At 51.2% G+C, this 24,123-nt stretch carries 21 protein-coding genes; 6 read left to right on the forward strand and 15 right to left on the reverse strand.

What is annotated here, in order from left to right:
* Positions 1-564 precede the first annotated feature (564 nt).
* Positions 565-876, reverse strand: coding sequence for a hypothetical protein (locus IE092_RS04315; protein WP_189355810.1), 312 nt, complete (start codon positions 874-876; stop codon positions 565-567).
* A gap of 1,277 nt (positions 877-2,153) precedes the next feature.
* On the opposite strand from IE092_RS04315, the gene IE092_RS04320 reads away from it, so the two are divergent.
* The 3 genes from IE092_RS04320 to IE092_RS04330 all read left to right on the forward strand — a co-directional run bounded on the left by IE092_RS04320 (position 2,154) and on the right by IE092_RS04330 (position 6,610).
* The gene (locus tag IE092_RS04320) at positions 2,154-3,500 is read left to right on the forward strand and encodes a replication initiation protein (RefSeq protein ID WP_189355811.1); all 1,347 of its coding nucleotides are present in this window, start codon (positions 2,154-2,156) and stop codon (positions 3,498-3,500) included.
* Between the two features lie 1,527 nt (positions 3,501-5,027).
* The gene (locus IE092_RS04325; protein WP_189355812.1) at positions 5,028-5,687 is read left to right on the forward strand and encodes a ParA family protein; all 660 of its coding nucleotides are present in this window, start codon (positions 5,028-5,030) and stop codon (positions 5,685-5,687) included.
* Complete coding sequence (locus tag IE092_RS04330; RefSeq protein WP_189355813.1) at positions 5,684-6,610, forward strand: ParB/RepB/Spo0J family partition protein; 927 nt, start codon at positions 5,684-5,686, stop codon at positions 6,608-6,610. Before IE092_RS04325 ends, IE092_RS04330 begins: the two co-directional genes overlap by 4 nt.
* Positions 6,611-6,998: 388 nt before the next feature.
* Here the strand turns inward: IE092_RS04330 and IE092_RS04335 are convergent, their stop codons facing one another.
* Together IE092_RS04335 and IE092_RS04340 are read right to left on the reverse strand one after the other, a co-directional pair.
* Entirely contained in the window at positions 6,999-9,185 is a 2,187-nt protein-coding gene (locus IE092_RS04335) for a tyrosine-type recombinase/integrase (RefSeq protein WP_189355814.1), read from the reverse strand.
* 96 nt (positions 9,186-9,281) lie between these two features.
* Positions 9,282-9,689, reverse strand: a complete 408-nt coding sequence (locus IE092_RS04340; RefSeq protein WP_189356320.1) for a hypothetical protein — start codon at positions 9,687-9,689, stop codon at positions 9,282-9,284.
* A gap of 212 nt (positions 9,690-9,901) precedes the next feature.
* On the opposite strand from IE092_RS04340, the gene IE092_RS04345 reads away from it, so the two are divergent.
* The gene (locus IE092_RS04345; RefSeq protein ID WP_189355815.1) at positions 9,902-11,794 is read left to right on the forward strand and encodes an AI-2E family transporter; all 1,893 of its coding nucleotides are present in this window, start codon (positions 9,902-9,904) and stop codon (positions 11,792-11,794) included.
* Between the two features lie 68 nt (positions 11,795-11,862).
* Here IE092_RS04345 and IE092_RS04350 read toward each other — a convergent pair whose 3' ends face one another.
* The 5 genes from IE092_RS04350 to ubiU form a co-directional block, all read right to left on the reverse strand.
* On the reverse strand, positions 11,863-12,303 hold the full coding sequence (locus tag IE092_RS04350) for a nuclear transport factor 2 family protein (RefSeq protein ID WP_189355816.1): 441 nt from the start codon (positions 12,301-12,303) through the stop codon (positions 11,863-11,865).
* 175 nt (positions 12,304-12,478) lie between these two features.
* Complete coding sequence (locus IE092_RS04355) at positions 12,479-13,210, reverse strand: substrate-binding periplasmic protein (RefSeq protein WP_189355817.1); 732 nt, start codon at positions 13,208-13,210, stop codon at positions 12,479-12,481.
* Between the two features lie 247 nt (positions 13,211-13,457).
* A complete protein-coding gene (gene ubiT / locus IE092_RS04360) occupies positions 13,458-13,952 on the reverse strand; it encodes a ubiquinone anaerobic biosynthesis accessory factor UbiT (RefSeq protein WP_189355818.1) in 495 nt (164 codons plus the stop codon).
* Positions 13,949-14,872 (reverse strand): U32 family peptidase, encoded by a 924-nt coding sequence (locus tag IE092_RS04365; RefSeq protein ID WP_189355819.1) that lies wholly within the window; start codon positions 14,870-14,872, stop codon positions 13,949-13,951. The genes ubiT and IE092_RS04365 overlap by 4 nt, the downstream gene beginning before the upstream one ends.
* A gap of 9 nt (positions 14,873-14,881) precedes the next feature.
* Entirely contained in the window at positions 14,882-15,940 is a 1,059-nt protein-coding gene (ubiU, locus tag IE092_RS04370; protein ID WP_189355820.1) for a ubiquinone anaerobic biosynthesis protein UbiU, read from the reverse strand.
* Between the two features lie 499 nt (positions 15,941-16,439).
* Between ubiU and IE092_RS04375 the strand changes: the two genes are divergently transcribed.
* Positions 16,440-16,904, forward strand: coding sequence for a hypothetical protein (locus tag IE092_RS04375; RefSeq protein ID WP_189355821.1), 465 nt, complete (start codon positions 16,440-16,442; stop codon positions 16,902-16,904).
* A 99-nt stretch (positions 16,905-17,003) separates the two neighbouring features.
* On the opposite strand, the gene IE092_RS04380 is transcribed toward IE092_RS04375, so the two are convergent.
* Positions 17,004-18,182 (reverse strand): agmatine deiminase family protein, encoded by a 1,179-nt coding sequence (locus IE092_RS04380; protein WP_189355822.1) that lies wholly within the window; start codon positions 18,180-18,182, stop codon positions 17,004-17,006.
* Positions 18,183-18,295: 113 nt separating this feature from the next.
* Here IE092_RS04380 and IE092_RS18945 point away from each other — a divergent pair, with 113 nt between their 5' ends.
* Positions 18,296-19,162: a LysR family transcriptional regulator gene (locus IE092_RS18945; protein WP_189355823.1), complete on the forward strand. Its 867-nt coding sequence runs from the start codon at positions 18,296-18,298 to the stop codon at positions 19,160-19,162.
* A 10-nt stretch (positions 19,163-19,172) separates the two neighbouring features.
* Here the strand turns inward: IE092_RS18945 and IE092_RS04390 are convergent, their stop codons facing one another.
* From IE092_RS04390 to IE092_RS04410, 6 genes are all read right to left on the reverse strand, one after another.
* Complete coding sequence (locus tag IE092_RS04390; protein WP_229793035.1) at positions 19,173-19,481, reverse strand: isochorismate lyase; 309 nt, start codon at positions 19,479-19,481, stop codon at positions 19,173-19,175.
* A 68-nt stretch (positions 19,482-19,549) separates the two neighbouring features.
* Complete coding sequence (locus IE092_RS04395; RefSeq protein ID WP_189355824.1) at positions 19,550-20,086, reverse strand: hypothetical protein; 537 nt, start codon at positions 20,084-20,086, stop codon at positions 19,550-19,552.
* 104 nt (positions 20,087-20,190) lie between these two features.
* A complete protein-coding gene (locus IE092_RS04400) occupies positions 20,191-21,459 on the reverse strand; it encodes a M56 family metallopeptidase (RefSeq protein ID WP_189355825.1) in 1,269 nt (422 codons plus the stop codon).
* The gene (locus IE092_RS04405) at positions 21,456-21,830 is read right to left on the reverse strand and encodes a BlaI/MecI/CopY family transcriptional regulator (protein WP_189355826.1); all 375 of its coding nucleotides are present in this window, start codon (positions 21,828-21,830) and stop codon (positions 21,456-21,458) included. Before IE092_RS04405 ends, IE092_RS04400 begins: the two co-directional genes overlap by 4 nt.
* A gap of 121 nt (positions 21,831-21,951) precedes the next feature.
* Positions 21,952-22,080, reverse strand: coding sequence for a hypothetical protein (locus IE092_RS18950; RefSeq protein WP_268249264.1), 129 nt, complete (start codon positions 22,078-22,080; stop codon positions 21,952-21,954).
* Between the two features lie 82 nt (positions 22,081-22,162).
* Complete coding sequence (locus IE092_RS04410) at positions 22,163-24,094, reverse strand: M66 family metalloprotease (RefSeq protein ID WP_189355827.1); 1,932 nt, start codon at positions 24,092-24,094, stop codon at positions 22,163-22,165.
* Positions 24,095-24,123: the final 29 nt, after the last annotated feature.

The following is a 24,123-nucleotide window of genomic DNA, read 5'->3' on the forward strand; positions in this document are numbered from 1 at the left end:
ATGTTCCTGCATTTGCCATTCGTCACTGCTAAGCGCTGAAAACCGCGTCTCGTTCTTGTTTTTTTCCTGACAATTGCGTTGGGTTACGTTTAGGTGCAAGTTCAGGGAGTCGCGCCGTTGAAATCAGGGCCTTCCTGACTGATACTTTGTGCAAATTTCGTCATTTTCATTTTCCGGAGGCCCGGACTTTCTGCCGACGACCGCCGGATTGCTATGCGGAATACCGCATTTCACCTGTTTTTGCCGCTTTTCGGAGGTTTCGGGCGACCGGGAGAGGGTTTCGATACATCTCATTGGCAAGCTTCTGCGCGTCCTCACTTCTGTCCGAAACACCGTGATTTCTGCGCAATGCCCTGACTAACGCGAATTTCCTGTCAAACTCCCCCCTGCCCTGCTGTCATGCCAGCTCAATGAACATGCCGATCAAAATGCTAACTCTGGCATACATTTATAGTACGTACTCACAACTGAGAAGAACGCCGGTTTCAAAGGCTTTTTTCAAAGGTGAGGGATTTGTCACTCTTCCTTGAACTTCTGGTCAAAATGATGTCAGACAAGATCTGACTATTCCGGAATTTGCTCGCCGTTGACGTACTTTCCGGTTATGCCAACGAGGGGAGCGATTTTCTTGGTGGGGACTTTTCGGTCAGCAACCATTACCAGCACCCGACGGATGGTCTGGCAATTATTCAGGTGATGGCGATGCTGCTGCGGGATAGTTTGCCGAATATTCACAGGCAAATTTGGCTGCTTACGTCGATCCTTACGCTTAAAACGCACGTAAACCGCCTCAGCAGGGATTTTTTCCGGTTTTGCTTCCTGTGTCAGCGCAATACACGAAAAGCGCTTAAACGGCGTTCTGGCGAGAAAATGCAAAAAGCAGTTCCGTTTCTGTAACCCCTGAAAATATTCAATCGGGGCTTCTCGTTATTGATGAGGCCAGCCTGTACTCCGAAAAAATGCCAGGGTCACGGCATTCATCATTCAAAACTTCAATTAACAATCCAAATTTTCGAAAAGGCAAAGGCAAAAATCGTACATCCCCTATTGCGTCTTCTCACCTTTTAAAAATCTTGCGGATCTTTTTTAAAAAGACCTATTCTTTTTTCTCACGTTCTACGTTCAACAAAAAACTGAACTCAGTTCACAGTTTCCTCAGAATCGCTTAACAACTATTCAGATTACTCACCTTTGAAAAGATTTTTTCTGAACACCTATTCAAAATCATCACTTTCAAAGATGCCAGTCCGTATCTTTTTAAAAAGCCCTATTCCAAATTCTCACCAGTAAGTATTTTCTCTGCCTGCCTATCAAAATTCCTCACCTTTGTTTGTATGTTTAGACTCACTCTCAGCAAAACACACGAGGCTATTGAATTGAAAAAAGTGGCTTTTTCCACAAATCTGAAAAATAAGCTATTAAAATCCCTCACCTGTGGAGAAATCATCAGATTATCTACAGCAAAAATGAAAACAGTTTGTTTGTAATTACTATCTTGAAAAAGCGCGTCATTAAAGGATTTTTTTCAAAGGTGAGTCAAAAATGAATCCACCTATTCTGAAATCTCACCTTTGAAAAAATCATGGTGCAATGACCGTTTCAGAACAGCGCAAAGATCGGTCTGAATCGTATCTTTACCCCTAAGCGCTATTAAAATTCCTCACCTTTGCAAAAAATTGCTGTTCTGACGCGTTCGCTTTTTACAAAAGCTATTCGAAATTCACACTTTTGGCGAAACGCTTACGACGCTCGCAACCTTGAAACACGGGGTTTTTCACAGGAAAAATCGGTTCAGAGCGGGCTTTACAGACATTTTCTGACTTATTCACAAGCCTTATTCCAAAAACTCACCCTTTTCACAACTGCTATTCTGTCCACAACCCCGGGCTATTCAGAAAACTCACCGCCCCTATTCCATCCACAACCCCAGAATATTCGGTAAACTCACCTGCCTATCCTCATGACTCACCCAATCCTCCGGAAACCCGCATGAATAGTGGTTCTGCGCTGGCTTAACGTAAGTTAACTATGGTTAACCGTTTACTTAACTGTTAACAACTAAGGACTTATTCAATAAGAGATTCATTATTTGCGGCTTGACGCTGTGCTGCCATGGTGAGAACATTTGAAAAAATTCTCACCTTCACTTTTCTATGTCTTCCCGAACTGATCAGTACAGCCTGAATTTATTCAGCAATATTGAAAATACCGAGATCTACAAAAAGCCTGTACAGGCCACGCAAATTCTGATCGCAAACGGCATCATGACCGGGCAACAGGTCAAAGCCTGGAATACCTTGCTCAAACATGCAAAAGAGCAAAACGATGCATACAACCTGACCATCAAGGCAGGTGAAACCAAAAAGCCGCGTACGTTCCGGATTAACCGTCTGGAGCTAATGGACAAAATGGGCTATAAGTCCACCAACCGGAAGCACTTCAAAGAAGCATTAATCAAAATGCAAGATTTGAAAGCAACCTGGGATATTCTTGGACAAGATGGCAACAATGCATGGGCATCGTGCGTACTGTTACCGTTTCTGGTTGTGGATAACGAATACGTGCATTATTCGTTCGTTGAACACATCGAACCAATGCTGTTCAATTCTGAAATTTTCCACCACCTTAACCTCGGCATTCAGCGTCTGTTAAAGCGGGATGAATCGGTAAAGTTGTATGACTGGGTAAGCCGCTACAAAACCAATCCGTCAAAACGTACCAACTGCGACCCCTGGGAATTGTGGCGCTGGATTATTTACGGCGAAGTGGACAAGAAAAGTTATCTGCAGGAATACAAGTTATTCAAGCGCGATAAGTTGTTGCCAGCCATCAAAGAAATCAATGAAGTGACCGATATCATGCTGGAGCTAATCGAAAATAAAGATGGCTCACGCAGGGTAAAAGAGTTGCAATTTAAGATCACTGAGAAGCCGAAATTCAACTCGAAAGAAGGTGAAAACAAAGAGGTGGTCGATGTCGGCCCGACGCTGAAAGATATCAATGATCAGCTGCAAAAATTAGATATTTCTAATTACTATAAGAAAAAGCTTACTAATTTTTATGATCTCGCGCTGATTCAGGCAAACATCCAGTACACCATCAGCCGGATGAATGATCAGACCCAGGATTCCATTAAAAATCTGGGCGCTTATTTACTGAAAGCCTGTGAACAGGATTACGCCGGATTCACAAAGCAGAAAGCGCAAAGCCAGGGCAACGGTAATGGCACCATGAAAGTGTCTGACGTACTTGCAGAATTCCAGAAGGTCAGAACGGATGACGCGATTCGCATGTTTGGTGAAATGCCGCTGGCTGATCAGGAACAAAAAATCGCTCAGTACAATGCTGTGAATGAACACGCTGAACAGCAAATTCCGGCTGACATTGAAGACCGTCATAACCGGCATATGATCCCGTTTTATCAATGGCTGGCAAAGACAACCTGGGGCGATCCTACGCCGGAAGAGATTATTGAATTCACCATGAAGATTAAAAAATAATAATTCTTATCTGTGATAAAAAAGCACCTGCTAATAACAGGTGCTTTTTTATTTCGTAAAAGGAAAAGTTCGATTGATGCAATCACCTTCTAGAACAGATAAAGGTACGATGTTTGTTCGCATTATTGCTATGCTCAAAGAAAGGGGAATATGTGCGCAATGTTGTTTCGCATAGATAAGGAGCGTATCCACTGATTATGCTTTAAGCAGTTACTCTCACTGTATTCTGCCAAATACTCGGTATAGAAAAGTAACGGTTAGCCTGCAAAAACATTCACGGATATAGAACGGCAAAAACGAATAGCCATCAATAGTCGCGGCAATGAAAAGCACTCAGACAGAAGGCCGTTTGATTTATCTGCTCCATCATTTCTTCAGTAAAAAACATCTCCAAATTCACTAAACAGATTGCAGTTACATTTGGCTGTGAACTTTATTCTTCGTCTTTTCGTCGGTTAATTCAAAAATATTCGATGCTTTGAATTTTAGGGTTTGAGTTTGATCGCCGATACATCGCTGCCCATTGAAAGCAAGAGTATTCTTTTGAGTCTTCAGGGCGCGTTTTATGCAATTCGTTCATCTGTAGATGGTCGTGACATTAAATGTTGCGTGGGCCGCAGAAGTCGCAACAGTTTTTCTGTCCGGAATAGCGATCCATAATTCACCATGTTAGATCGAATCAAAATATGTTCGCATTGAATGAAATTCGGTCGACAATTTTGTAACTTGAGCCGGCGCAAGTCTGGTGAAATGCATTAGGCAAACGAGAGAAAGTTTCTGAATTGTTTGATGCCAGAACCAGTTTCACTTTTTTAGATCATTATTTCCCCCAGAACGTATCGCTAACCTTTGCAGTAGGAAATTGCTACGACACATACTTTTCAGTATGTCTTCATTTGTGATGGAAAAAGAATGAAGCACTCCCTGGCAGCCTGAATGACTGAGAGCGAAGATTACGAAGAGGGGAGAACGTCCTATGTAAAATCCTCAACTTGCGCCGGCTCAAGTTTCAGTTGGCGCAAATCACCCGGATGAAACGGAATCGACTTTGCGAATGAATCTTTTTCACACAGTGCGCACATCACAATGGATTGTCGGAACAAATATTCGGCGAACCTTCGCTTCAGATATGCTTCAGGAATCGATGGAAATTCGGACTGAGCTCAATTGCGTGACCATCCATCGTTACGCGAATCTCAAATTCAAAAACACCAGTAATGCCCCGACTTGAGCCGGCGCAAGTCGCACCGGTATTGGCATGTGCATGATCCTTAGAAATGAAACATGAACGCATCCGGCAACAACGATGGTGCATACTATTCTTGAACCGGCTCAAGTCTGGCAACATAAGTTCCTTTGCATGACAGAAGTATGTGAACTAATAAAAGCATCTCATGATAAACATAAAAAACAGATCGAATATCCGAAATAATTCGCACAACTAGCCCAATATCTACAAATAAGCAATTGTATTAATAAGAATCTGTTTTATAATAATAAAACTTATTAATACACAATGAGGCTTTTATGATCATCGTTGTTGGCGCAGAAAAGGGTGGCGTGGGTAAAACGCTGATCTCTACAAATATCGCCGCATTAGCAGCATCCGAAGGCGTTGAAGTGTGCCTGATGGATACTGATCCACAAGGTTCTGCTACCGCCTGGGCACGCATTCGTCGCTCGCAGGAAGGCTTAACGCAGTTTCCGGTGGTGACGATTCCGCCGGATCCTTTGTATGAGCTGCAAACCATCGCACCGAAGTTTGACTTAATCGTTGTCGATATCGGCGCGCAGAATTACCGCACGATGGAAAAAGCGGCGATTCTGGCCGATATGATCATCGTGCCTACCGGTGCTGATCAATTGGAAGCGGAAGCGACACTGCGCGTCTGCTCGATTCTGCAAACCATGGATGCGCGTCATAAAGATGGCAAAGTGCCGGTCAATATCCTGCTGAATCAGATGCCGACCAATGCTAAATCAAAAGAAGCAGCTGCACTGCGCGAGTTTTTCGCGGATGAAACCTATCCGGTGTTCAAGTCTGAGCTGAAAGGCCGTGCATCCTGGCGGAATTCCCGTCGTGCAGGTGCTGCGATGCATGAAATGACCGGTCGTGATGCTGACCCGAAAGCGACAGCAGAAATTCGTGCGGTGTATGAGGAAATTAAAGCATTAGCAGGTGCATGATGAAACCATTTAAAAAACCGTCGCAGGACGAAATCGCCAAAATCTCTCAGGTCGCAGGCACATTTTCTGCGGCGGTAGCCAAACTTGAGCCGGCGCAAGTTGCGCCAGTTCGCGGTTATCAGACCGGCTCCACGTATGACGTGCCGATTTCTGAAATCAAGGTCAATCCATATAATGCGCGTCGTCTGATGTCGCAGGATGGTATCGACGAATTGTCACTGTCGATCGCCAAACAGCAAGATACGCCCGCAATTGCCTATCTGGACGACGCCGGCGTGGTGTGTCTGGTGGATGGTCACCGTCGTTTGGAAGCTTGCCGGCTGGCCGGGAAATCCAGTCTGCGTGTGGAAATTCAGGTGCGTCCGGTCAGTACACGCGATCTGTATCTGGCTTCGCGTCGTGCAAACGTGGAACGTAAAGACCAGTCTCCACTGGATGATGCGCTGGCGTGGCGAGTTCTGCTGGAAGACGGCGTATATAAATCGCAAATCGAAATTGCACGCGATCTGGGTATCGATGAAACCGTTTTTTCGCGTATCTTCAATCTCGGTGTGATCCCGAAAACTATCGTCCGCATTCTGGCAGACCGTCCGAATTTGCTGAATCTGCGTATGCTGGATGCGATTCGTAAATACTGGGAAGCCGCTGGTGATGAGCAGACTGAAATTCTGATTCTGGAAATTGATAACCATGATCTGAGTTCTCGTGAAGTGGATGCACGTCGTCAGGCTTTATCGAAAGTAAAATCCAAACGCAGCCGTGCAGTGTCGGTACCGATGAAATATGCACACGGTTCTTCTTTGCTGAAACGCTTTGAAGACAAAGGCAAGATTCAGCTGGAAATTTCGGATATCAAAGATAAAGAACTGATCGAAAAAATCTCTGAACGTCTGAATCAGATCACCAAAGAATTGTTGTCCTGATTAATTATTAATAGCAGTAAATAAGAATAAAGCGCAGCGAGTCTGCGCTTTTTCTTTTCCGGGGCAGTTGCACATGGCGAGCGCATCTTTGCGGATTCGCAGATTGCCGGATTGGTGGAAGAGCAGGGGACTCGCAGAAAATCCGACTTTAATCGCAACCGCGCCCGTATTCACTTCCGCATCTGTTCAGGAATTAAGAAGCGCTTTTGCCAGCGTAAATCCCTGTAAAAACGCCATCGGTAGCAGAACGGAATTTCGCGCCAGCCGCACCGTATTGTGCAGAACTGCGCATGTGTGATTTTCGGAGAGCCGGACTTTCTGCCGACGACCGCCGGATCGCTGTGCTGTACTCCGCATTTCAGGCAAAAATGCCGGTTTTCAGAGGCTGTTAAGCCTTCTCTGCGTCATTGCCTTCAATATCATCAGAAAGTGCGGCAGCGGGCTGCGCTGCATTTTGCGGCGCACTGAACAAATCACGGGTATTGATACAGGCCGGTGGACGTACCTGCTGACTCTGGTTCACGAACTGTTCCATCAGACGGATGCGCTGTTCGAGTTCCGTGGTCACATAAATCGTGGTGGTGTTCAGCGAACTGTGTCCCAGATTCTGTTGCAGCACTTCAACCGGAACACCATTCGCGACGGCGTGTGAACCGGAGGTGTGGCGCAACCAGTGGGTGGAGGCAGCACGTAGTTTAGTTGCTGTTTCCGGTGCCTGTTCCGCGATCAGAGCGGCAGTCTCTTCAAAGAATTTTTTCAGATTCCGGTAGATACGGCTGTGCGCCATGGTTTCCTGTTGCTCGCGTCGCTGCGTGCTGTTGTTCAGCAGTTTTAAGTGCGCGGGGCTGTCCTCCAGATGGCTGAACAGCGGTGCTTCCGCCGGCATATCCTGCAAGCTGCCGTAACCGCGTGTCGCGAAATAGCGCTGCAGTATCTGCATTGCTGCCTGCGGCACCGGCACTGCGCGCTGCTTGTTGCCTTTACCGATCACTGATAACACCCAGCCACCGGCCAGCCCGTTGCTGCCACTCTGAAAATACAAATCCCCTTTGCGCGCAGCACTCAGTTCCGATAAGCGCATGCCAGTGGCGTACGCCAGCATCAGCATGGATTGCAGGCGCAGATGTGCCTCTGAAAACGGCTTTTGCATCGCGGCCTGCAATAGCAGAGCCCATTCTTCCTGACTGAAGCTGCGCTGCGTCGCAATCACCGGTTTGTGATCGACACGCGGACGGATCCCGTCCCACGGATTTACTTCCAGATAGCGGCGGCGCACCAGCCATTCGCACATCGAGGTCAGAATCGTGATTGCCAGTTTCTGCGACGAAGGCTTCAGCACGCCATTGCGTTCTGTGTGTTCGCGCTGCCATTGCACACGCAATAAGCGCGGAATCTCTTTTGGAACGGCTGGCGGTTTCAATTCTTCAAACGGCCGCCAGCCCGGGCTCCAGCGCTCTGTATGACGCTTACCCAGCCACGCCGATTCCGGCAATTTGTACTGGCTGTGCCAGAGTTCCGGTGCCAGCCGTCCCAGATCCCATAAGAAGTCGCGGTAAGCCAGACAATCCTGCGTCGTTAAATCCGACATCGCTTTGCCGCGCTCCAGTACCGCCCATAGCAGAAAACGTTCTGCCTGTGAGCGGTAAGACAAATAAGTGTTCGATCCGAACGGAAAGGTTTGCAGCCATAACTGCACCGCATCGTAATCGTTATGCACACCGGACATATTGCGTGCTGCCCGGTTATAACCCTGCTCACCATTCAGCGCTGCGGACGGCTGAAAATATTCCAGCGGCACGATAGAAGTACTGCGGGCGCGCCCCGCTTTCAGACTCTCAATATCCAGATTGCTTCGGCGGGACAACGCATAGCGTTCCAGCGCCAGTTGCAGGGTTTCCTGATTCAGTTCCAGCCAGCGCACGATACATTGCGCGGTACGCTCACCCAGACCGGGCACCAGATTAAACCAGCGGTAGCCATTGTTGTTGATCGCTTCGCATAATTCCTGCAGCGTATTCACACCGGCGCGTATCAGGCGGTTGGCGATGCGGGCATTCAGCCAGCCAAGCACAGAATCCTGCGGATGCGGATCGGCCACCGCCATATCCTGCAGCCATAACAGCGCCGCATGCTGACGCTTACGCAAGCGCTCATTCCGCGCTGCTTTTTGTGCGTCAACACCATCGCCTTCCGGAAACAGTTCCGCAAACCGCTCCAGCAAATCATTTTCTGAATACATTTCATAAGGATCGTATTCCTCACGAAACTGCTCCAGCGTCGGCACAGCTGCCGGAACCGGATCCAGCAATTGCTCCGGTTCGAGTCTGATCACACGTGCGTAGGATGCCTTACCCAGACGCCGCGCTACCTGACCGAGTTCGCGCCGTATCCAGTCCAGCGTGGAACGCGCAATCCGCAAATCCACATGGCCTTCATCCCAGTTTTCCAGATACGTCGCCGCCAGCCGCGCCAGCGGTAGACCTTCCAGATAACCTTTCAGAAAAGCAAAATGATGCCGGCTGACTTTATCCAGAATCAGAATAACGGTTTGTTCGGTAGCTTTAGGACGAGGCATGCGCAGCGCAAAAGAAATTCAGCAGAGCCGCATTATGCGCGGCGCGGGGGAGGGAAGACAAGGCTAAGAACTGGCGCGACGCTGATTAAACGCTGGCTAAGCGCCATCAAACAAGCCACCCATATCCGCGATTTGGTACGCGATGTCCGGATGTTTTTCCAGACTTTTACGAATCGCGGCGGGGATAGCTTTGCGGGTTTTGCGGCACAGACCGGGCATGGGTTCGACGCGGATCAGGATGCCGCGCAGGGTGCGCACCGCACTGACTTTGCTGATATTCAGACGAATGCCGACCTGTTCTTCCATCTTTTGTTCGATACGGCGTAAGTCTGCGAGGCTGCTCAGGTTTTCAAGTCGTTCCAGCAAGCGTTGTTCGTCGCTGCGGGTCAGGCGCAGGATGCGGGTGTCGGCGTTGATGCTGACTAGCAGATCGTCGAGTTCGCAGTCGCAGGCGCCGGGCGGGCAACGCGGGCGGATAGCAGGCGAAAGATCTGTCAGCGTCATGGTGGATGTGCTTTCAGGGCAGCGGGTTGTGTAAACGGGCGATCCGGATGCAGTTGCGATCATAACTGAAACACGCCGTCAGACAATGCCGGACGTGGCGCAAGTCAAACACAGAGCGGCAGAAAGTGCACAGGGGCAGCAGCTCAGGTATGATCTTTGCACCTGCAGCCATTCAGCGCTGCATTTGTCTTTGCCAATGGCAACTCTGAACAATGACTGAAAACCAACCTCTGCGACGCGCATTACAACTGATCAGTGGCGCCATCGTTTTATTCTTTCTGTACTTTGGCCGGGAAATTCTGATTCCGGTGACTTTATCGGTGATTCTGTCGTTTCTGCTGGCACCGGCGGTCAGGCGGCTGCGCCATGTCGGTATCGGTGCGACAGTGTCGGTATTGCTGACGGTCACGGTGTTCACTGCCGCGATTTCGGTCGCCGGTATGGTACTGGGCGGACAAGTGATCAAACTGGCTTCCAGCCTGCCGCAGTACGAAACCACGATCCGCGACAAGTTGCGGACTATTAACCAGATCACGCTGGAAAAATTACACAGCGTGACCGGAAAAGCTGATCTGGTAATACAGGGCTTGCCGCGCAAGGATGATGATGCCGAAGGCAAATCCACAGCATCCAGTCTCCCTGCGCAGGTAAACGGAAAACCGATACCGGTGGAAGTGCATCAGCCAGCCCCGACGCCGCTGGAACTGGTCTCTAAAATTCTCGGTTCGATTACCGGCCCTATCGAAACCACGGGGCTGGTGTTTGTGATGCTGGTATTTGTGTTGCTGGAACATGAATCACTGCGCGACCGTTTTATCCGCCTGATTGGTAACGATAATCTGCGCGCCACCACGATTGCCGTGAATGATGCCGGTACGCGTTTATCCCGTTTCTTCATTTCGCAGTTTGCCGTCAACGGTGCCTGTGGTCTGGCGATTGGCCTTGCGCTTGCCATTGCCGGTGTGCCGCAGGCGGTGCTGTGGGGGGTGATGACGGCACTGCTGCGTTTTATTCCTTATATCGGTGCATGGATGGCGGCGGGACTGGCGACTTTGCTGGCGTTTGCGATTTCACCGGGCTGGGAGTTAGCGATCACGACACTGGTGATTTTTGTGGTGATTGAGCTGATCGTGTCGCAAGTGGTGGAGCCTCAGCTGTATGGTCATACCACGGGTTTGTCGCCATTGTCTGTGGTGCTGGCGGCAGTGTTCTGGAACTGGTTGTGGGGACCGGTCGGACTGGTGTTATCGACGCCGCTGACGCTGTGTCTGGTGGTGGCGGGGCGCTATATTCCTTCGCTGAAATTCCTTGAGATTTTGCTTGGTGAAGTTACAGCCTTAACCCTGCCGGAAAAATTCTATCAGCGCGCACTGGCAGGGGATTCTGACGAACTGATTGAAGGCGCCCAACGCTTCATCCGCCGCAAGTCCGTGGCGGAATACTGCGATACGGTACTGGTTCCTGCGCTGAATCTGGCGCAGATTGATTTCGCAGAACGTGCGATTACCGATGATGAGCGCGTGAAAGTCGGCGGTGCGATTGCTTCGGTGCTGATCTCGCTGGAAGGTTGCAAACCTGCATGGATACGCAAACGGCGCAGCTCTGTGCTGGATGGTGAAACGCTGGCACGGCATCTGATTCATCAACGTGAAGCCTTGCATGGCGAGTATCAGGGGCCGATTGATGTGCCTGCAGGATCGGTGGTGCTGGTGGTCGGCGTCGGTGCTCAGGACGATGAACTGGCGGCAGAAATTCTGGTACGGGTACTGCGGGCTGATCATGTGGATGCGCGCCATGTGCTGACCGACGATTTACTGAATCCGCCGGTGGATGTGCCGAGCGATCTGGTCGCCGCGATTTGTTTTGTGGCGGCAGACAACGAACAGAAAGCGCAGGAATTGTTTGCGCTGGCAGATGTGATGCGGGAAAAACTGCCCGAAGTCTGCCTGCTGGCCTTACTGGTACAGAATGTGTTTGACCAGCGTCACCGTGCGCAGGAAAGAAAAATTCCGTATGTACAGCAATTCCGTTCGTATCAGGAAATCGCAACCAGTGTGCGCATCGGCATGAAAATCGCAGAAGGGCAGCATCATCACCAGACTTAACCGGTGATACATAGCGGCTGTAATGTAAAGAAAACGGAGCAGACATCTGCCCCGTTTTTTCAGGGGCGTCAGGTTTTCTGTATGCCACTGTGTATAGCGGTTTGCCCGTCACTCCAGAAAACCTTCTGGATAATGCTGCTGATACGCCAGACACCATCGTCTTTTTGCAGCTTCAACCTGTACAGGCAGTGCGTATGCAGGGTCTCGTTCGCATTGTTTTTACGAAAAATGACCATAGATACACTGGCATCTGCCAGATTTCCCTGTACAGAAATGTCCGGATTTCCAGAAAGATGATGTGTTTTTAAGTGTTGTAATGCGGATTGTCTCAGTGCCAACCAAGTTTCCCTGCTGATCGTTTCAGGCGGTGTGCCACGCAAATCCGAATAATCGGTGTATAACTGATCGCAAAGGCATTGTCCCAGACCATCCCAGTCTTTCAAATCAAAGCTGCTGGCAAAGCGGGCAATACGTTGTTGTATCGCCATCAGATCCTGATCATCGTTCATGCCGGCTCCTGTCAAAGTACAGAGTTACGATGGTTTCGGCAACCATGAATCTGCTGCCAAGGCTGCATTTTTACCGTGTTTGCGGCGGTCTGGTTGATTTCCTGATAAATAACCTGCACCGGAAAAGATGTGACTACAGAAAAAAAGCGGATCAGACCAAGACCAGCTTAGTACCTTACTCGGTATATTTCTGCCGGATTTTTTCCAGTACGCCGGACTTTTGTAGTTTGTCATACGCTGTGCGTAATCGCTGTATGACTTTCGTATCGCTGTTCTTGCTGATCGCGATGTAATACTGGTGTTGCTGATCCAGCAGTATTACGGGTTCCAGTTCACGGATACTGTGGCCCAGAGAGCGCATGATATAGGTTGCCGTCCATTCTGACGCCACAATTAAATCATTGCGGTTCATCAGAAATTTCCGGAAATTGGAGTCAGGCGTCGGAGCGTAATCCAGAGTATCTTTCGGAACATGATAGGTACTCAGAAAATTCTGGGTCGACGCCATTTCCCGTACCAGTCCTATCCGGTATTTACTGATCTCATCTATATGACTGACTTGAATATCAGTACGTGTGCGCAGTTTGTACAAATAGATACTGCGCGGTGCGACCGGTCCCAGCCATTCGTACAGAGCTTCCCGCTCCGGCAGGCGTGTAACCGGAAATAACATGGTGTTCTTCTGTGTTTTTAAGACTTGAAATGCGCGTGCCAGCGGCATTAATTGAGACTGAGTATCCAGTTCTGCTTCAGCAAGGATGGCATCCACAATATCTGAAACGAAACCGCTTCGGTTACCGTGGTCTTCAAATGACAGTGGCGGGTGGCTATGGTAAATCACAAACCACTGCGTAGACTTTTGCTCTGCCGCGCTGACAACCGGTAGCCAGGCAGAAACCAACAGCATACACATTGCTGCGTATCTGATAAAAGTCAGAGAGGTAGTGTGCGGAAAACAGGAGAGAAGACGCATCATCGGCAGAAACCTGTATTGACAAGATCGTTGATGTTTGCAGTCAGATCACTGTATTGACAATGAAACGGCTGCATTTCTGTTCAGATTAGCACCAACTTCTGACGTGAAACTGTCATTTGCTTTGAAGACTGTTAAATTATCAGTGCAAATATTGGATTTTCCTGAAGGCAAACCTGCGTCAACGGGATGGCGGTGAACCTGTTAACGACGTCAGCCATTGCATACCCGGTAAAATTAATTCTAAGGCATCCAGCGTATTCTTGATCAGCACGCCCAACTCAGTATCGCCGGTCATGGTCAGGCGGCGTGAGAAGAACAGGGTGTCGGCATCCTCGGCCTTTTGCATCAGCAAATGAAAATCCCAGGCATTCGCACGGATACACAGATCTGGTTCCGGCTGCGCCTGCATGGCACGGAAGCGCTGGCCGTCGTACGTGAAATGGAACGCCAGGCCGGCATCTGCCACTTCAATCCGGAAACTGCGCTGCACCAGTGCTGCGCGGCAGTCGCTGGCAACAGCAGGCAGCAATATCTGATTTAATCCCTGCACGAATAAAACTGAGCCCGGATAGACAGGCAAGCGGTTCAGCAAACGGCTGACGGACGGCGGAACGCGCGGGCCGGTTGAGGTTTTTCTCAGCGCTGCCTGCGCCGTAAAACCGGAAGCATTCATACATGTACTCCTGCAGAAGAAAATGACGGGTTGTGCTGTTGCATACCGGGCTGCCCCACCCAGTAACCATTGCAGCTGAGTCCCGGCATCAGCGGCGGCAAATGTGTTGCCAGCGTCCGCGCTTTTTCCGGTGCACGGCGTGCCTGATCGAAGATGTGCAGGATCTCGCCGGTATGTGCAGACTGCGGACTGATGCGCAACACATCCACGCCTGCTGCACACAGTTCGTCCAAATGCGGCAACAGATTGCAGACTGCGTGCGATTGGGTTTGTATGCCGTTCAGATTCAGAAAATCCTGTTGCTCGCGGGTTTGCAATGAAAGGCCGTCCGGATATTGCCGGCAGACAAAGTCGCACTGATCTTTTGGCAAATTATGATGGCGGGCAGTAAAGCAGCGCGCAGAAAACGCCAGTGGCATACGCCCATACGCGAAGACTTCTGTTTCCAGTCCGGCGGGTTTACCTTTCTGCATGGCTTGCAACGCCTGCCGCCCCAGTTCCAGCGGCATCACCCAGCGCACTGCGCCGCGTTTGGCAAACTGGGCCAGTACCGGTGTGCTGAAGGCATTTAAATGCGGACCCGCGACAAATCGTAGCCCGCGTTCCGATGCACTGGAAAGCGCACCCATATCATTGGCTTCGATCAGCGCAGCGCCGCTGTCCAGCACCCGGTGCATGGCTTTCACATCCGCCATCGATTCCAGCAACACTTGCGTGGATAACACCACTTGTTTGCCATGTTCCTGCAGCATGGCAGCAACTTGCAACCAGTCTGCATGTTTCATTTCATGGCGGCGTGAACAGACGGTTTCGCCAAGATAAACAATATCAGCGCAGCTTTCCGCCACTTCTTCATAAAACTGTACGATACGTTCGCGTTGCCAGTAATACAGCAAAGGGCCCAGAGCCAGTTTCAGCATGATCTCTCCTCACTTCCACGCGCGGTGATAAGCACCCAGCGTATGTTGCTGACCTTCTGCCAGCCGGTTTAACTGCTGCATCCATTGCGGACGTACGGAAAAGCGCTGAGCTGCGGCAGCACACTGATCAATGGCTTCGCGCCAGACCCGCGTGACATCGGCCACATAGGCCGGGCTGCGCTGACGGCCCTCGATTTTGAGCGCGGCAATGCCCATTTGCATCAGGCGCGGCAGCAAATCCAGCGTGTTCAGACTGGCCGGTTCTTCCATTGCGTAATAAGTTTCGTGATTGACCTCAAAGCGGCCTTTGCACAGTGTCGGATAGCTGCTTTGTTCCTGATCGCCGTAGCGGTCAATCAGCACGCCGCCGAGACGCGATTCCAGCCCCTGTGGCGTCTGCATCCAGCGCACGGCTTTGGCCGGTGAGCACACACCGTGGGTATTCGGCGATTCTGCTGTGGCATACGAAGATAACGCACAGCGGCCTTCTGCCATCACACATAAGCTGCCAAATCCGAATACTTCGATTTCAGTATTGGCATTTCTGACCACATGCTCTACCTGTTCAATTGCCAGTACCCGTGGCAAAACGGCACGCGATACACCGAACTCGCGCTGATAAAAACGAATCGCTTCATAATTGGTCGCAGAGCCCTGCACAGACAGATGCAAACGCAATTGGGGATGGCGTTCCGCTGCGTAGGCCATCAATGCCAGATCCGCCAGAATCACTGCATCCACGCCCATACCGGCGGCTTTATCTACGGCCTGATACCACGGTAGATGATGTCCCGGCTGCGGAAACGTATTCAGCGCAATCAGCACTTTACGACCACGGCTGTGCGCATAGCGTATACCTTGTGCGACCGCGTTATCATCAAAATTCAGACCGGCAAAATTACGCGCATTGGTCGCATCCCGAAACCCGATATAGACACAATCCGCACCATGATCGACGGCCGCTTTCAGCGCGGCAAGACTGCCGGCGGGGCAAACCAGTTCAGGTATCCGGAAAGTGGTGGCTGCATCATGGCCGGCAGCCGGCGGTACACCCGCATTCGCATTCATTTCTGTCCGTTTCAGAAAAAGTGGCACAGGGAGCTTTGCATGTACTGCGCTGATATCGCGCAGTTTCTGACTGCAAAGCGCAGGCCACGATAGCCCCTTTCCGGCGCTTAATCCTTAACGGGCATCAATGATTTCAGAGGATCTGCGAGCCCCGACAACGCTCACCGGCAACATTGGAAAATGCCCATCGGAACAAGACCGTCACGCTGTCAGCTGACAGCGGAAGAAGAGTAAGGCAGCGGAGGACAGCAGTGCCTTTAGTCATTCAGTCGATGGGTTTGGTGCACCTCGATCTGAATTTTCCGGATCTGGTTTGTCCGGTGTATTTGGTTCTGGCTGATTTCGGACTGGTATTTAAGATGGAATTTCCTCTAAAGACACCGATCAACACAAACATCTTTATTTCATGTAAAAAACAACATTTATATCAATATTATTTTCATCATTGAAATAAAGTTCGTAAAATCACGGCTCATTTACATTTTGTTACTTCAATATTATGAAAATTATTTCCCTGTCTGCACTGGCCGCCGCAATGATGTTGACTGGTTGCGCATCGATTGTTAACGAAACCACGCATTCTCTGCGTCTGGAAACAAAAACCAGCGCAGGCGATATGGTTTCCGGTGCTGACTGCATTATTTCTAACGACTACGGTGCAGTGAATGCGAAATCCGGCAGCATTGTTCAGATTCGCCGTTCCAGCAAAGACATGGATATCGTGTGCAAAATGGCAAACAACCCTGATGCAAGCGCACGTCTGATCTCCCGCGCAAATGCAGGTCTGGCAGGCAATATCCTGATCGGTGGCGGTATTGGTGCGATCATTGATCACAACAAAGGTACTGCATACACCTACCCGACATGGATTCAGATGACGTTCGGTGAGACTCAGGTTTTTGACCGTTCTGCAGAGAAAGATGGTCAGCCAGTCATGGGTACAAAACCAGCAGCTGCAAACTGATTTGTCGTTCGCATAAAAAGCCTGGCACCGGTAACGGTGTCAGGCTTTTTGTTTATTGTTTTATGTATTTTTTGAGAGAAAAACGGGCTGAACTTCGGCTTAACGACACTGATGCATGGTCGAACAATGAATACCACCGCCGCCAGCGGCAATTGCATCGATATTCAGCATCACAATTTTCCGGTCGGGATACAGTGCTGCCAGCGTTGTACGGGCCTGATTGTCGGCGGCGGTATCACCGAATTCCGGACACAGCACACCGCCATTCACCAGATAAAAGTTGATATAGCCTGCGGCGAAATCTTTTCCGGCAAAGTCCGGGCGTGTTTGTGCCGGCGGGCTCAGTGTCGTGATTTGTAAGCGCCGTCCCTGCGCATCGGTGGCGCTGCGCAGAATATCCAGATGTTTGCGCGTGACGGCATAATCAAAATGTCCCGGATCGGTTTCCAGATTTGCCAGCACCACACCCGGTTTAACGAAGCGCGCGTAAAAATCAGTGTGACCATCGGTAATATCTTTACCTGCAATACCCGGCAGCCAGATGATCTTACTGAATCCCAGCGTCGCTTTCAGTTCCGCTTCGACAGCTGATTTTGTCCAGCCGGGATTGCGGTTCGCGTTCAGGACGCAGCTTTCGGTGATGATCGCGGTGCCTTCGCCATCGGTTTCTAATGCACCGCCTTCCAGCACCAGTTGACTGCGCACCAGATTCACGCCCTGTTGCTGACTCATTTGCTGTGCCACAGTGGCATCACGGCTGTATGCCTGTTTATTGCCCCAGCCATTGAAATTAAAGCTGACAGCGCGTTTCTGGCCCTGCGCATTGCGTACCGTGATGCATCCGGTATCACGTATCCACAAATCATCGGCGGTACCACTGACCAGACGGATTCTTGCATCCAGCAACACACGGGCGCGCGCCATGTTTTCCGGAGCGACAATCACATTCAGCGGTTCAAACGGAATAATCGCATTCGCGATGCGTGCCAGCGCTTCCTGTACCGGCGCGACCATGTCACGGCCCCAGATTGCTGCTGATACCTGAAAACTCATCCAGCTCGCTGCATGCGCTGCACCTTCATCCGGCCAGACCCAGGCGGATGCGGCCGGTGCCGGTGGTTCTCCGCCGCTGTTCTGATCCGGATTGCCTCCGGCGCTGTCGCCGCCACCGGAACCACCGCAGGCGCTGAGTAAGCCCGGTGTGACTGAGAATGCACTGAACGCAGCGCAGCGGTGTAAGAAACGACGACGGGTGAGAGGGTGGCTTACGTTTGTCATACAGATTCCTTGCGAAGAAAATCAAATCGGGATGCGAGCAGTGTAGTTCCTCCTTAAGATGAGAAAAATTGATATTATCAGCATAAATTCATCATTTTTTCTCATGAATAGCCATGCGCTTACCATCACTCAGATTACTGGCCGGTTTTGAAGCCGCAGCCCGCCTCGGGCATTTTTCCCGTGCGGCAGAAGAACTGAATCTGTCGCAGTCCGCGATCAGCCATCAGATACAGCAACTGGAGCAGGAACTGGGGCAGCCCTTGTTTCATCGTGTCGGGCGCGGTGTGGAGCTGACGGTGGCCGGACAAGCCTTACTGCGTACCGTCCAGACTTCGCTGCATGGTCTGGAAAGCGGTATCCGGCGTATCTCCACCTATCTGGCACCGGGACTCGTAACAGTGGTGTGTCCGGCGGCACCTGCACAGGGCTGGCTGCAGCCAGCGATGAACCGCATTCAGGAAACACTGACAACGCTGCTGCCGGTGATTTCTGTCGATGAAAGCGCGCGTTTTATTGATGAGCTGGATGTGGATTTACTGATCAGCGACACACCGCTGCAACAGGCGGATGTGCAGTCGCAAATCCTGTTTCAGGATCAGTGGATATGCGTTACCAGCGCCTGCCATCCGGTACAGAATGGTCTGACACTGGTTTGTCTGGAGCAAAGTTTTGCTGATCCGATTTGCGGTGATGTGCTGATGCAGGATCTCGGGCAGTTCCGCCGCAGTCTGATCTGCGATGACGAGCGCATGGTGCTGGAAGTGGTTAAACAAGGGCAGACACTGGCTTTTCTGCCGTTAAGCACGTGCTGGCAGTCATTACAGCAGGGGGAATTACGCAGATTGCCGGAGCTGCCGGTAAGGCGCGGAAAAACCTGGTGGATTTCCCGCAGACAGGGAATGACGCGTGATCCGCTGGTCATTGGCTTGCACGATGCGCTTTGTGAAAGTGCGCAAGCCTTAATGTGCAGCGGATTCTGAAGTTCTAATTTCAGCTGGCCTGTAAGGCTTGCCAGTGCTGCATTTCTTCTTTGATGAAATGATGTACCAGATCGGAATACAGCTTTTCAATCAGGTCCGGATGCACTCCATTTTCAGTCGCCCACTGACGGCGTTTTTCCAGCATGGTCTTAAACCGCTCCGGTGCGCCGACTGCTGTCGGGTCCGTTTTGAAGCGGGCCGCAGCCATCACATACTGGCGGCGGGTACCGATCAGGCGGATCATCGCCTGATCGATCTGGTCAATTTCGGCGCGGATATCATCGAGGCCGGTGCAGGCTTGTGGCGTCAGGCTGTTCATGATGGCTATTGTTTATTCGATAACCATATAAGCATAGCGGAGATTTATTGCAAACGGATGTCCTGTGCCTAACAACCATAATCCGCTGTGGTTTTTAAGCGCGTTGTTTGTTTTCCGTCATGAATCTCCAGTGTCAGCCGTTGCGTGGACCAGCAACAGGTGTCCAGCGAACGCCAGCGGCCACGCTGGTCTTTTACGTAGCAACTGGTTGCGGTTGTGCTGGTGGTCAGGCTGACTTTCAGTTTGCCGCTGACAAAATCCACGCGCTCACTGCCACCCGGTACATCGGTCAGACTCTGAATGCTGCGCACTGCGACCCGCCGTACTTCCTTCAGGACATGGATTTTGCCTTTGTACTTCAGCACCGGCCCGTCACCACCCCAGGCAAATATCGTGTGTTTGTTGAAATACTTGCAGGGATCACTGCAGTCCCCGTCCGGATTGCAGGGCATTGCGGATTCTTCAGGTTGCGGATTTACCGGTTCTTCACTGACCGCTATTTCCTCGCTGGTAACGGACTGGCTGTTGACAAGCGCTGCTGCCGGGTTTGTCATCAGCAGGAACAGCAGACTCAGTGCTGCAGTCAGTGGTTTCGGACGTTGCATGTTGCGGCCTTCTCTGCAAAAAAATCAGAAGAACATTTTGATGCGGAACCGGAGATTCCGCAACGCCGGCTGGCTCAGATGGCGGAACCGCAACACGCCGGAAATCAGCTGGCCTGCGCCACCAGAGATTCGATGCGCACATCGTCCGTTTTCGGATCGCTGCTGTGTTCTATCGTCATGGTTTTGTTGAGCGTACTGATCAGTTTCGGTACTTTCACAACTTGCTTCCCATCTTTATTCACCACCAGGCTGGCTTGTACCTTTCCCGGATTTCCGCTGTCTGGCACTGCGCTGACCTTCATCACAATTTCCCACTGCGATTGCTTATCTTCAATACGAATGCTGCCCGTATCGCCATCGGCTAGCATGATTTTCGGCTGATAGCGATTGCCATTCAGCACGATAGTATTGCTGATCATATAACGGACTTTGCCGCTGGCAGGATTCTGCTCAGTCACCGCTTGCGTAACCGGCGCCGTAGTCTGGCTGGCCCAGCTCAGTGCTGCACAGGCGGCAAAACCGGTGGCGATCAGCATGCTTGCCAGTGGGCGGCGATAACGGTGCTGACGTGCTTGTTGAATACGCATAACTCTCTCCTTCAGTGGGTGGTGGGATTGCCAGGTGCAGGCCAGTGGCACAGCTTGTCCTTGCAGGGTGGTTTTCAGCATGGTGGCGATGTAAGCAGCGGTGTTTTGCGGATGGCGGCTGACAACAGCTGCATCGCAAGCGATTTCCTGATCGCTGCGAAACCAGCGTTTCGCCACAGGCATCAGTGGATGAAACCAGAACACCGTATGCAGCAACAGCGCAAGAAAATTCCACCAGTGATCTCTGTGTTTCAGATGCTGCTGTTCATGCGCCAGTATCAGCGTTTGTTCACTGCTGTTGTAATGCTCAGTGAAATCTGCCGGAACAATAATGCGCGGACGCAGCAGGCCGGTCAGTGCAGGACTGATCCCTGTCCGATCCGCACACCAGTACGCCTGATGTGCTGTCAGTTTTCCCAGTTGGCGCTGATAGCGGTACTGTGCAAATGCCATGAAAGCCAGCGTGCAGATCGCACCGCCACCCCATAGCCATAATACGGCACTGTCACTGAGTGTGATGGATGCAGTGCTCTGGCTGAGCACGGTTGCAACAGCATCGCTGCCGGAATCTGTCACCGGTTCTGTCATCTGAAATCCGGTGGATTTGTGTGGCAGAAAAACACTGAGCAGCGATAACGGCAGCAATGCCCAGCAAGCGTAAATGCCGGTTGGCGCGAGAACTGGCCGCAACACGCGTCTGAGTATTGCTACCGTGAACAGCGCAAAAGTCAGCGCAATCGTCGCATTGGTCAGCAGCCAGACCGATATGGAAAAACCGGTATTCATTTTTCCAGTTCCTGAATAATTTTTTTAATATCGGCGATGTCCTGTGCCGACAAATTCTGTTGCTGACTGAAATGCGCAACCAGCGGTGCCAGCCGTCCCTGAAATAAACGATTCAGGAATCCCTGACTTTCCTGCTGCAGCCAGACTTCTTTTTGCAGCACCGGGCTGTATAAAAAATACCGGCTTTGCTTATCTGCGCGAATCGCACCTTTGTTCAGCAAACGGTTCAGCAGGGTTTTGACAGTCGATACCTGCCATTGCTGTTGTTCACACAGAGCCTGACAAATCTCTTCCGCGCTGCGCGGATGGCTTTCCCACAGCAATTGCATAATCAGCGCTTCCGCTTCGCTGATGCTGGTGTGATCGGTCATGCGGATACTCCTTCAGTGCATTTACATATGTAAACGATTACACGTGTAAATGTTGAAGTCAACCAAAATTTCTGTCGTTGTTGTTTTGCATGCCCGGTGCCGGACATTGTTACCTGCAGAACTACAGGGCTTTCGCAGATTTGATCGACACGCCGTGACGGATCAGCCCTGAGATTGCCACAACAACTTCCATGGCAAGCTGAACTGCCGGAAATACCCCCGAAATCACCCCAAATGCGGATTTCAGCATGGCAATCGCCCGGACGTCGGCAGAAAGTCCGGGCTTGCGGAAATACCTGATGCGGAGTTCTGCACAGGCTTTGGTGTGTGGATCAGTAGTTTTCGCTGATCAGTACGCTGGCATTGCGAACCTGTGTCGCGCTCATTGACCAGACTTTCGGGGTATCCAGCAAGGCCAGCTGTACCACTTTGCTGTTCGCCGGTGCGGGGACATTTATTGCCCACATCTGGAAACTCTTACGGTTAGTCGGATCGCTGATGCCGGTCTCAAAGGTTTCCGGTGCTGACATTTTGCGGAAGCCGCCTTTCAGCACGCGGTATTGCTGGCTGCCATCGGAAAAGCTGACACGCAGTGTGTAATCGCAGCCGGAGATATGGCAGTACCAGGTGTAAGGCGGGGTCTGACCATTCAGGTTATACGGATAAATTTTTGCGAGTTGCACCGGATCCGTTGGGTCTATCGTTTCAATGGCATTGCTCACCGCAATCACCGGCGGATAAAAGCGCGAAGCGCCCGGCGTGCCGGCATAACTATAGGTCAGCGCGATTTGCGCTAACGGCGTTTGCAGTAATACCGGCAGATTGTTGTTGAGCTGGTATGCGCCGGATTGCTCCGTTTTTGGCGTGTACGGCAGCCATTTCTGCGCGCTGTTATCCCATACTGAAAACTTCGTCGGGGATTGCGTATCGATTCTGACACGCTGGCTGATCCAGCGCTGCATACGCGCAGCGTTAAAATCAGAAAACACCGGAAAACTGAATGCCGGGTCGCTGCCACCATCGGCGTTATCCATCGGATCCAGCCGGTAGCAGCGCTGATTCGCATCCAGCGGGTAATTATTCTTTACACAGTTAACAAATGCCGCTGCCGTTTTTGGCATCAGCGGACTGCGGAATTGTCTGAGCGCTGCATTGTATGCCCATACAGAACCCTGCAGAGAACCGCGCAGATACGGGAAGCTGGCCGGTGTAGCAGAGGATTCCGGTGAGGAATGTCCCAGCCCCAGTCCGTGACCGCCTTCATGGCTGAAAAAGCCGAAATTGTTTGCGCCGGTGCCGACGCCACTACCGGTCAGGCTGACGCCATTGCCTATCCATGCCAGTTTATTGGTACCGGTTTTACTGTAGTCTGCCGCAATCACGGAGGCATAACTCAGCTTATTCAGCGCCGCATCGCCGCTGGCCTGGTGGATCTGATACAGGGTGTCATTGATCACGCTGACCAGAAAGCCGGTGTCCGGAATATCGCTTTTGGAGCGGGCTGCATACGCAGGATTACCGGCATTCGGCGGGATCACCAGAAAATCGCTCTGGAACACGCCGAACGGATGGTTGCTGAATGCAGTCCGCGACGCCGGAAAATTCGCTGCGCCTTCTTTTTGCACAGCTTCGCTCATGTTCAGCAAACGCTCTTTCGCGAAGTTCAGACCGGTATTCGCTTCGGTTGCGCCAAACAGAATAAACGGCAGAATCTGTACCTGCAGATCGGTGTCCGGCCCGACCGCAACAGTTTGATCCAGACTGACAGCCTGATTCGCCGCCACAAAACGCACTTGCATGCCGGGAACCACCATCGCCGCCGGAATCGTCGCAGACCAGGTATCACTGGCATACGGCTGATCTGCGCCTTCGCTTGGCGGCAGTTGCAGCGGCGGATCTAAGGGAATTTTCCCGAGTAATTGCTGACCGCTGCGGATCTCTGCAACCGGTGCGCTGACATTATTCTGCGCAAAGCGCACCAGCAACAGGGTATCGCGCTGTCCGGCCAGCACCATCGCCGGGGCATCTTTGGTTTGCCATTGCAGACCGGATGGCGGTATCACATGGGTTTGCGCCAGTTCCAGCTTGCTGATGCCCAGCGTACTCTGAGCCGACTGACTGGTATTGTTGTTGCCTGTGCTGTCCGTCGCGCTGCTACCGCCACCGCCACAGGCAGTCAGCATCGCAGCCATGGCAAACGCAGTCAGTAAAGAGGCCGGACGATTGGTATCTGCAAAAACAGACCAGTCAGAAAGTGGTTTCATGGTGATATCCCGAATTCAAGCATGTCGGG

Origin of the sequence: Cognatundibacterium squillarum (assembly GCF_014652435.1) — a bacterium.
Taxonomy (GTDB): Bacteria; Pseudomonadota; Gammaproteobacteria; order Burkholderiales; family Burkholderiaceae_D; genus Undibacterium; species Undibacterium squillarum.

Excerpts from the sequence above, each read along its gene's own strand:
- IE092_RS04320 (WP_189355811.1), top strand. The coding sequence starts at position 2,154 with ATGTCTTCCCGAACTGATCAGTACAGCCTGAATTTATTCAGCAATATT.
- IE092_RS04325 (WP_189355812.1), top strand. The coding sequence starts at position 5,028 with ATGATCATCGTTGTTGGCGCAGAAAAGGGTGGCGTGGGTAAAACGCTG.
- IE092_RS04330 (WP_189355813.1), top strand. The coding sequence starts at position 5,684 with ATGATGAAACCATTTAAAAAACCGTCGCAGGACGAAATCGCCAAAATC.
- IE092_RS04335 (WP_189355814.1), bottom strand. The coding sequence starts at position 9,185 with ATGCCTCGTCCTAAAGCTACCGAACAAACCGTTATTCTGATTCTGGAT.
- IE092_RS04340 (WP_189356320.1), bottom strand. The coding sequence starts at position 9,689 with ATGACGCTGACAGATCTTTCGCCTGCTATCCGCCCGCGTTGCCCGCCC.
- IE092_RS04345 (WP_189355815.1), top strand. The coding sequence starts at position 9,902 with ATGACTGAAAACCAACCTCTGCGACGCGCATTACAACTGATCAGTGGC.
- IE092_RS04350 (WP_189355816.1), bottom strand. The coding sequence starts at position 12,303 with ATGAACGATGATCAGGATCTGATGGCGATACAACAACGTATTGCCCGC.
- IE092_RS04355 (WP_189355817.1), bottom strand. The coding sequence starts at position 13,210 with ATGCTGTTGGTTTCTGCCTGGCTACCGGTTGTCAGCGCGGCAGAGCAA.
- ubiT (WP_189355818.1), bottom strand. The coding sequence starts at position 13,952 with ATGAATGCTTCCGGTTTTACGGCGCAGGCAGCGCTGAGAAAAACCTCA.
- IE092_RS04365 (WP_189355819.1), bottom strand. The coding sequence starts at position 14,872 with ATGCTGAAACTGGCTCTGGGCCCTTTGCTGTATTACTGGCAACGCGAA.
- ubiU (WP_189355820.1), bottom strand. The coding sequence starts at position 15,940 with ATGAATGCGAATGCGGGTGTACCGCCGGCTGCCGGCCATGATGCAGCC.
- IE092_RS04375 (WP_189355821.1), top strand. The coding sequence starts at position 16,440 with ATGAAAATTATTTCCCTGTCTGCACTGGCCGCCGCAATGATGTTGACT.
- IE092_RS04380 (WP_189355822.1), bottom strand. The coding sequence starts at position 18,182 with ATGACAAACGTAAGCCACCCTCTCACCCGTCGTCGTTTCTTACACCGC.
- IE092_RS18945 (WP_189355823.1), top strand. The coding sequence starts at position 18,296 with ATGCGCTTACCATCACTCAGATTACTGGCCGGTTTTGAAGCCGCAGCC.
- IE092_RS04390 (WP_229793035.1), bottom strand. The coding sequence starts at position 19,481 with ATGAACAGCCTGACGCCACAAGCCTGCACCGGCCTCGATGATATCCGC.
- IE092_RS04395 (WP_189355824.1), bottom strand. The coding sequence starts at position 20,086 with ATGCAACGTCCGAAACCACTGACTGCAGCACTGAGTCTGCTGTTCCTG.
- IE092_RS04400 (WP_189355825.1), bottom strand. The coding sequence starts at position 21,459 with ATGAATACCGGTTTTTCCATATCGGTCTGGCTGCTGACCAATGCGACG.
- IE092_RS04405 (WP_189355826.1), bottom strand. The coding sequence starts at position 21,830 with ATGACCGATCACACCAGCATCAGCGAAGCGGAAGCGCTGATTATGCAA.
- IE092_RS18950 (WP_268249264.1), bottom strand. The coding sequence starts at position 22,080 with ATGCTGAAATCCGCATTTGGGGTGATTTCGGGGGTATTTCCGGCAGTT.
- IE092_RS04410 (WP_189355827.1), bottom strand. The coding sequence starts at position 24,094 with ATGAAACCACTTTCTGACTGGTCTGTTTTTGCAGATACCAATCGTCCG.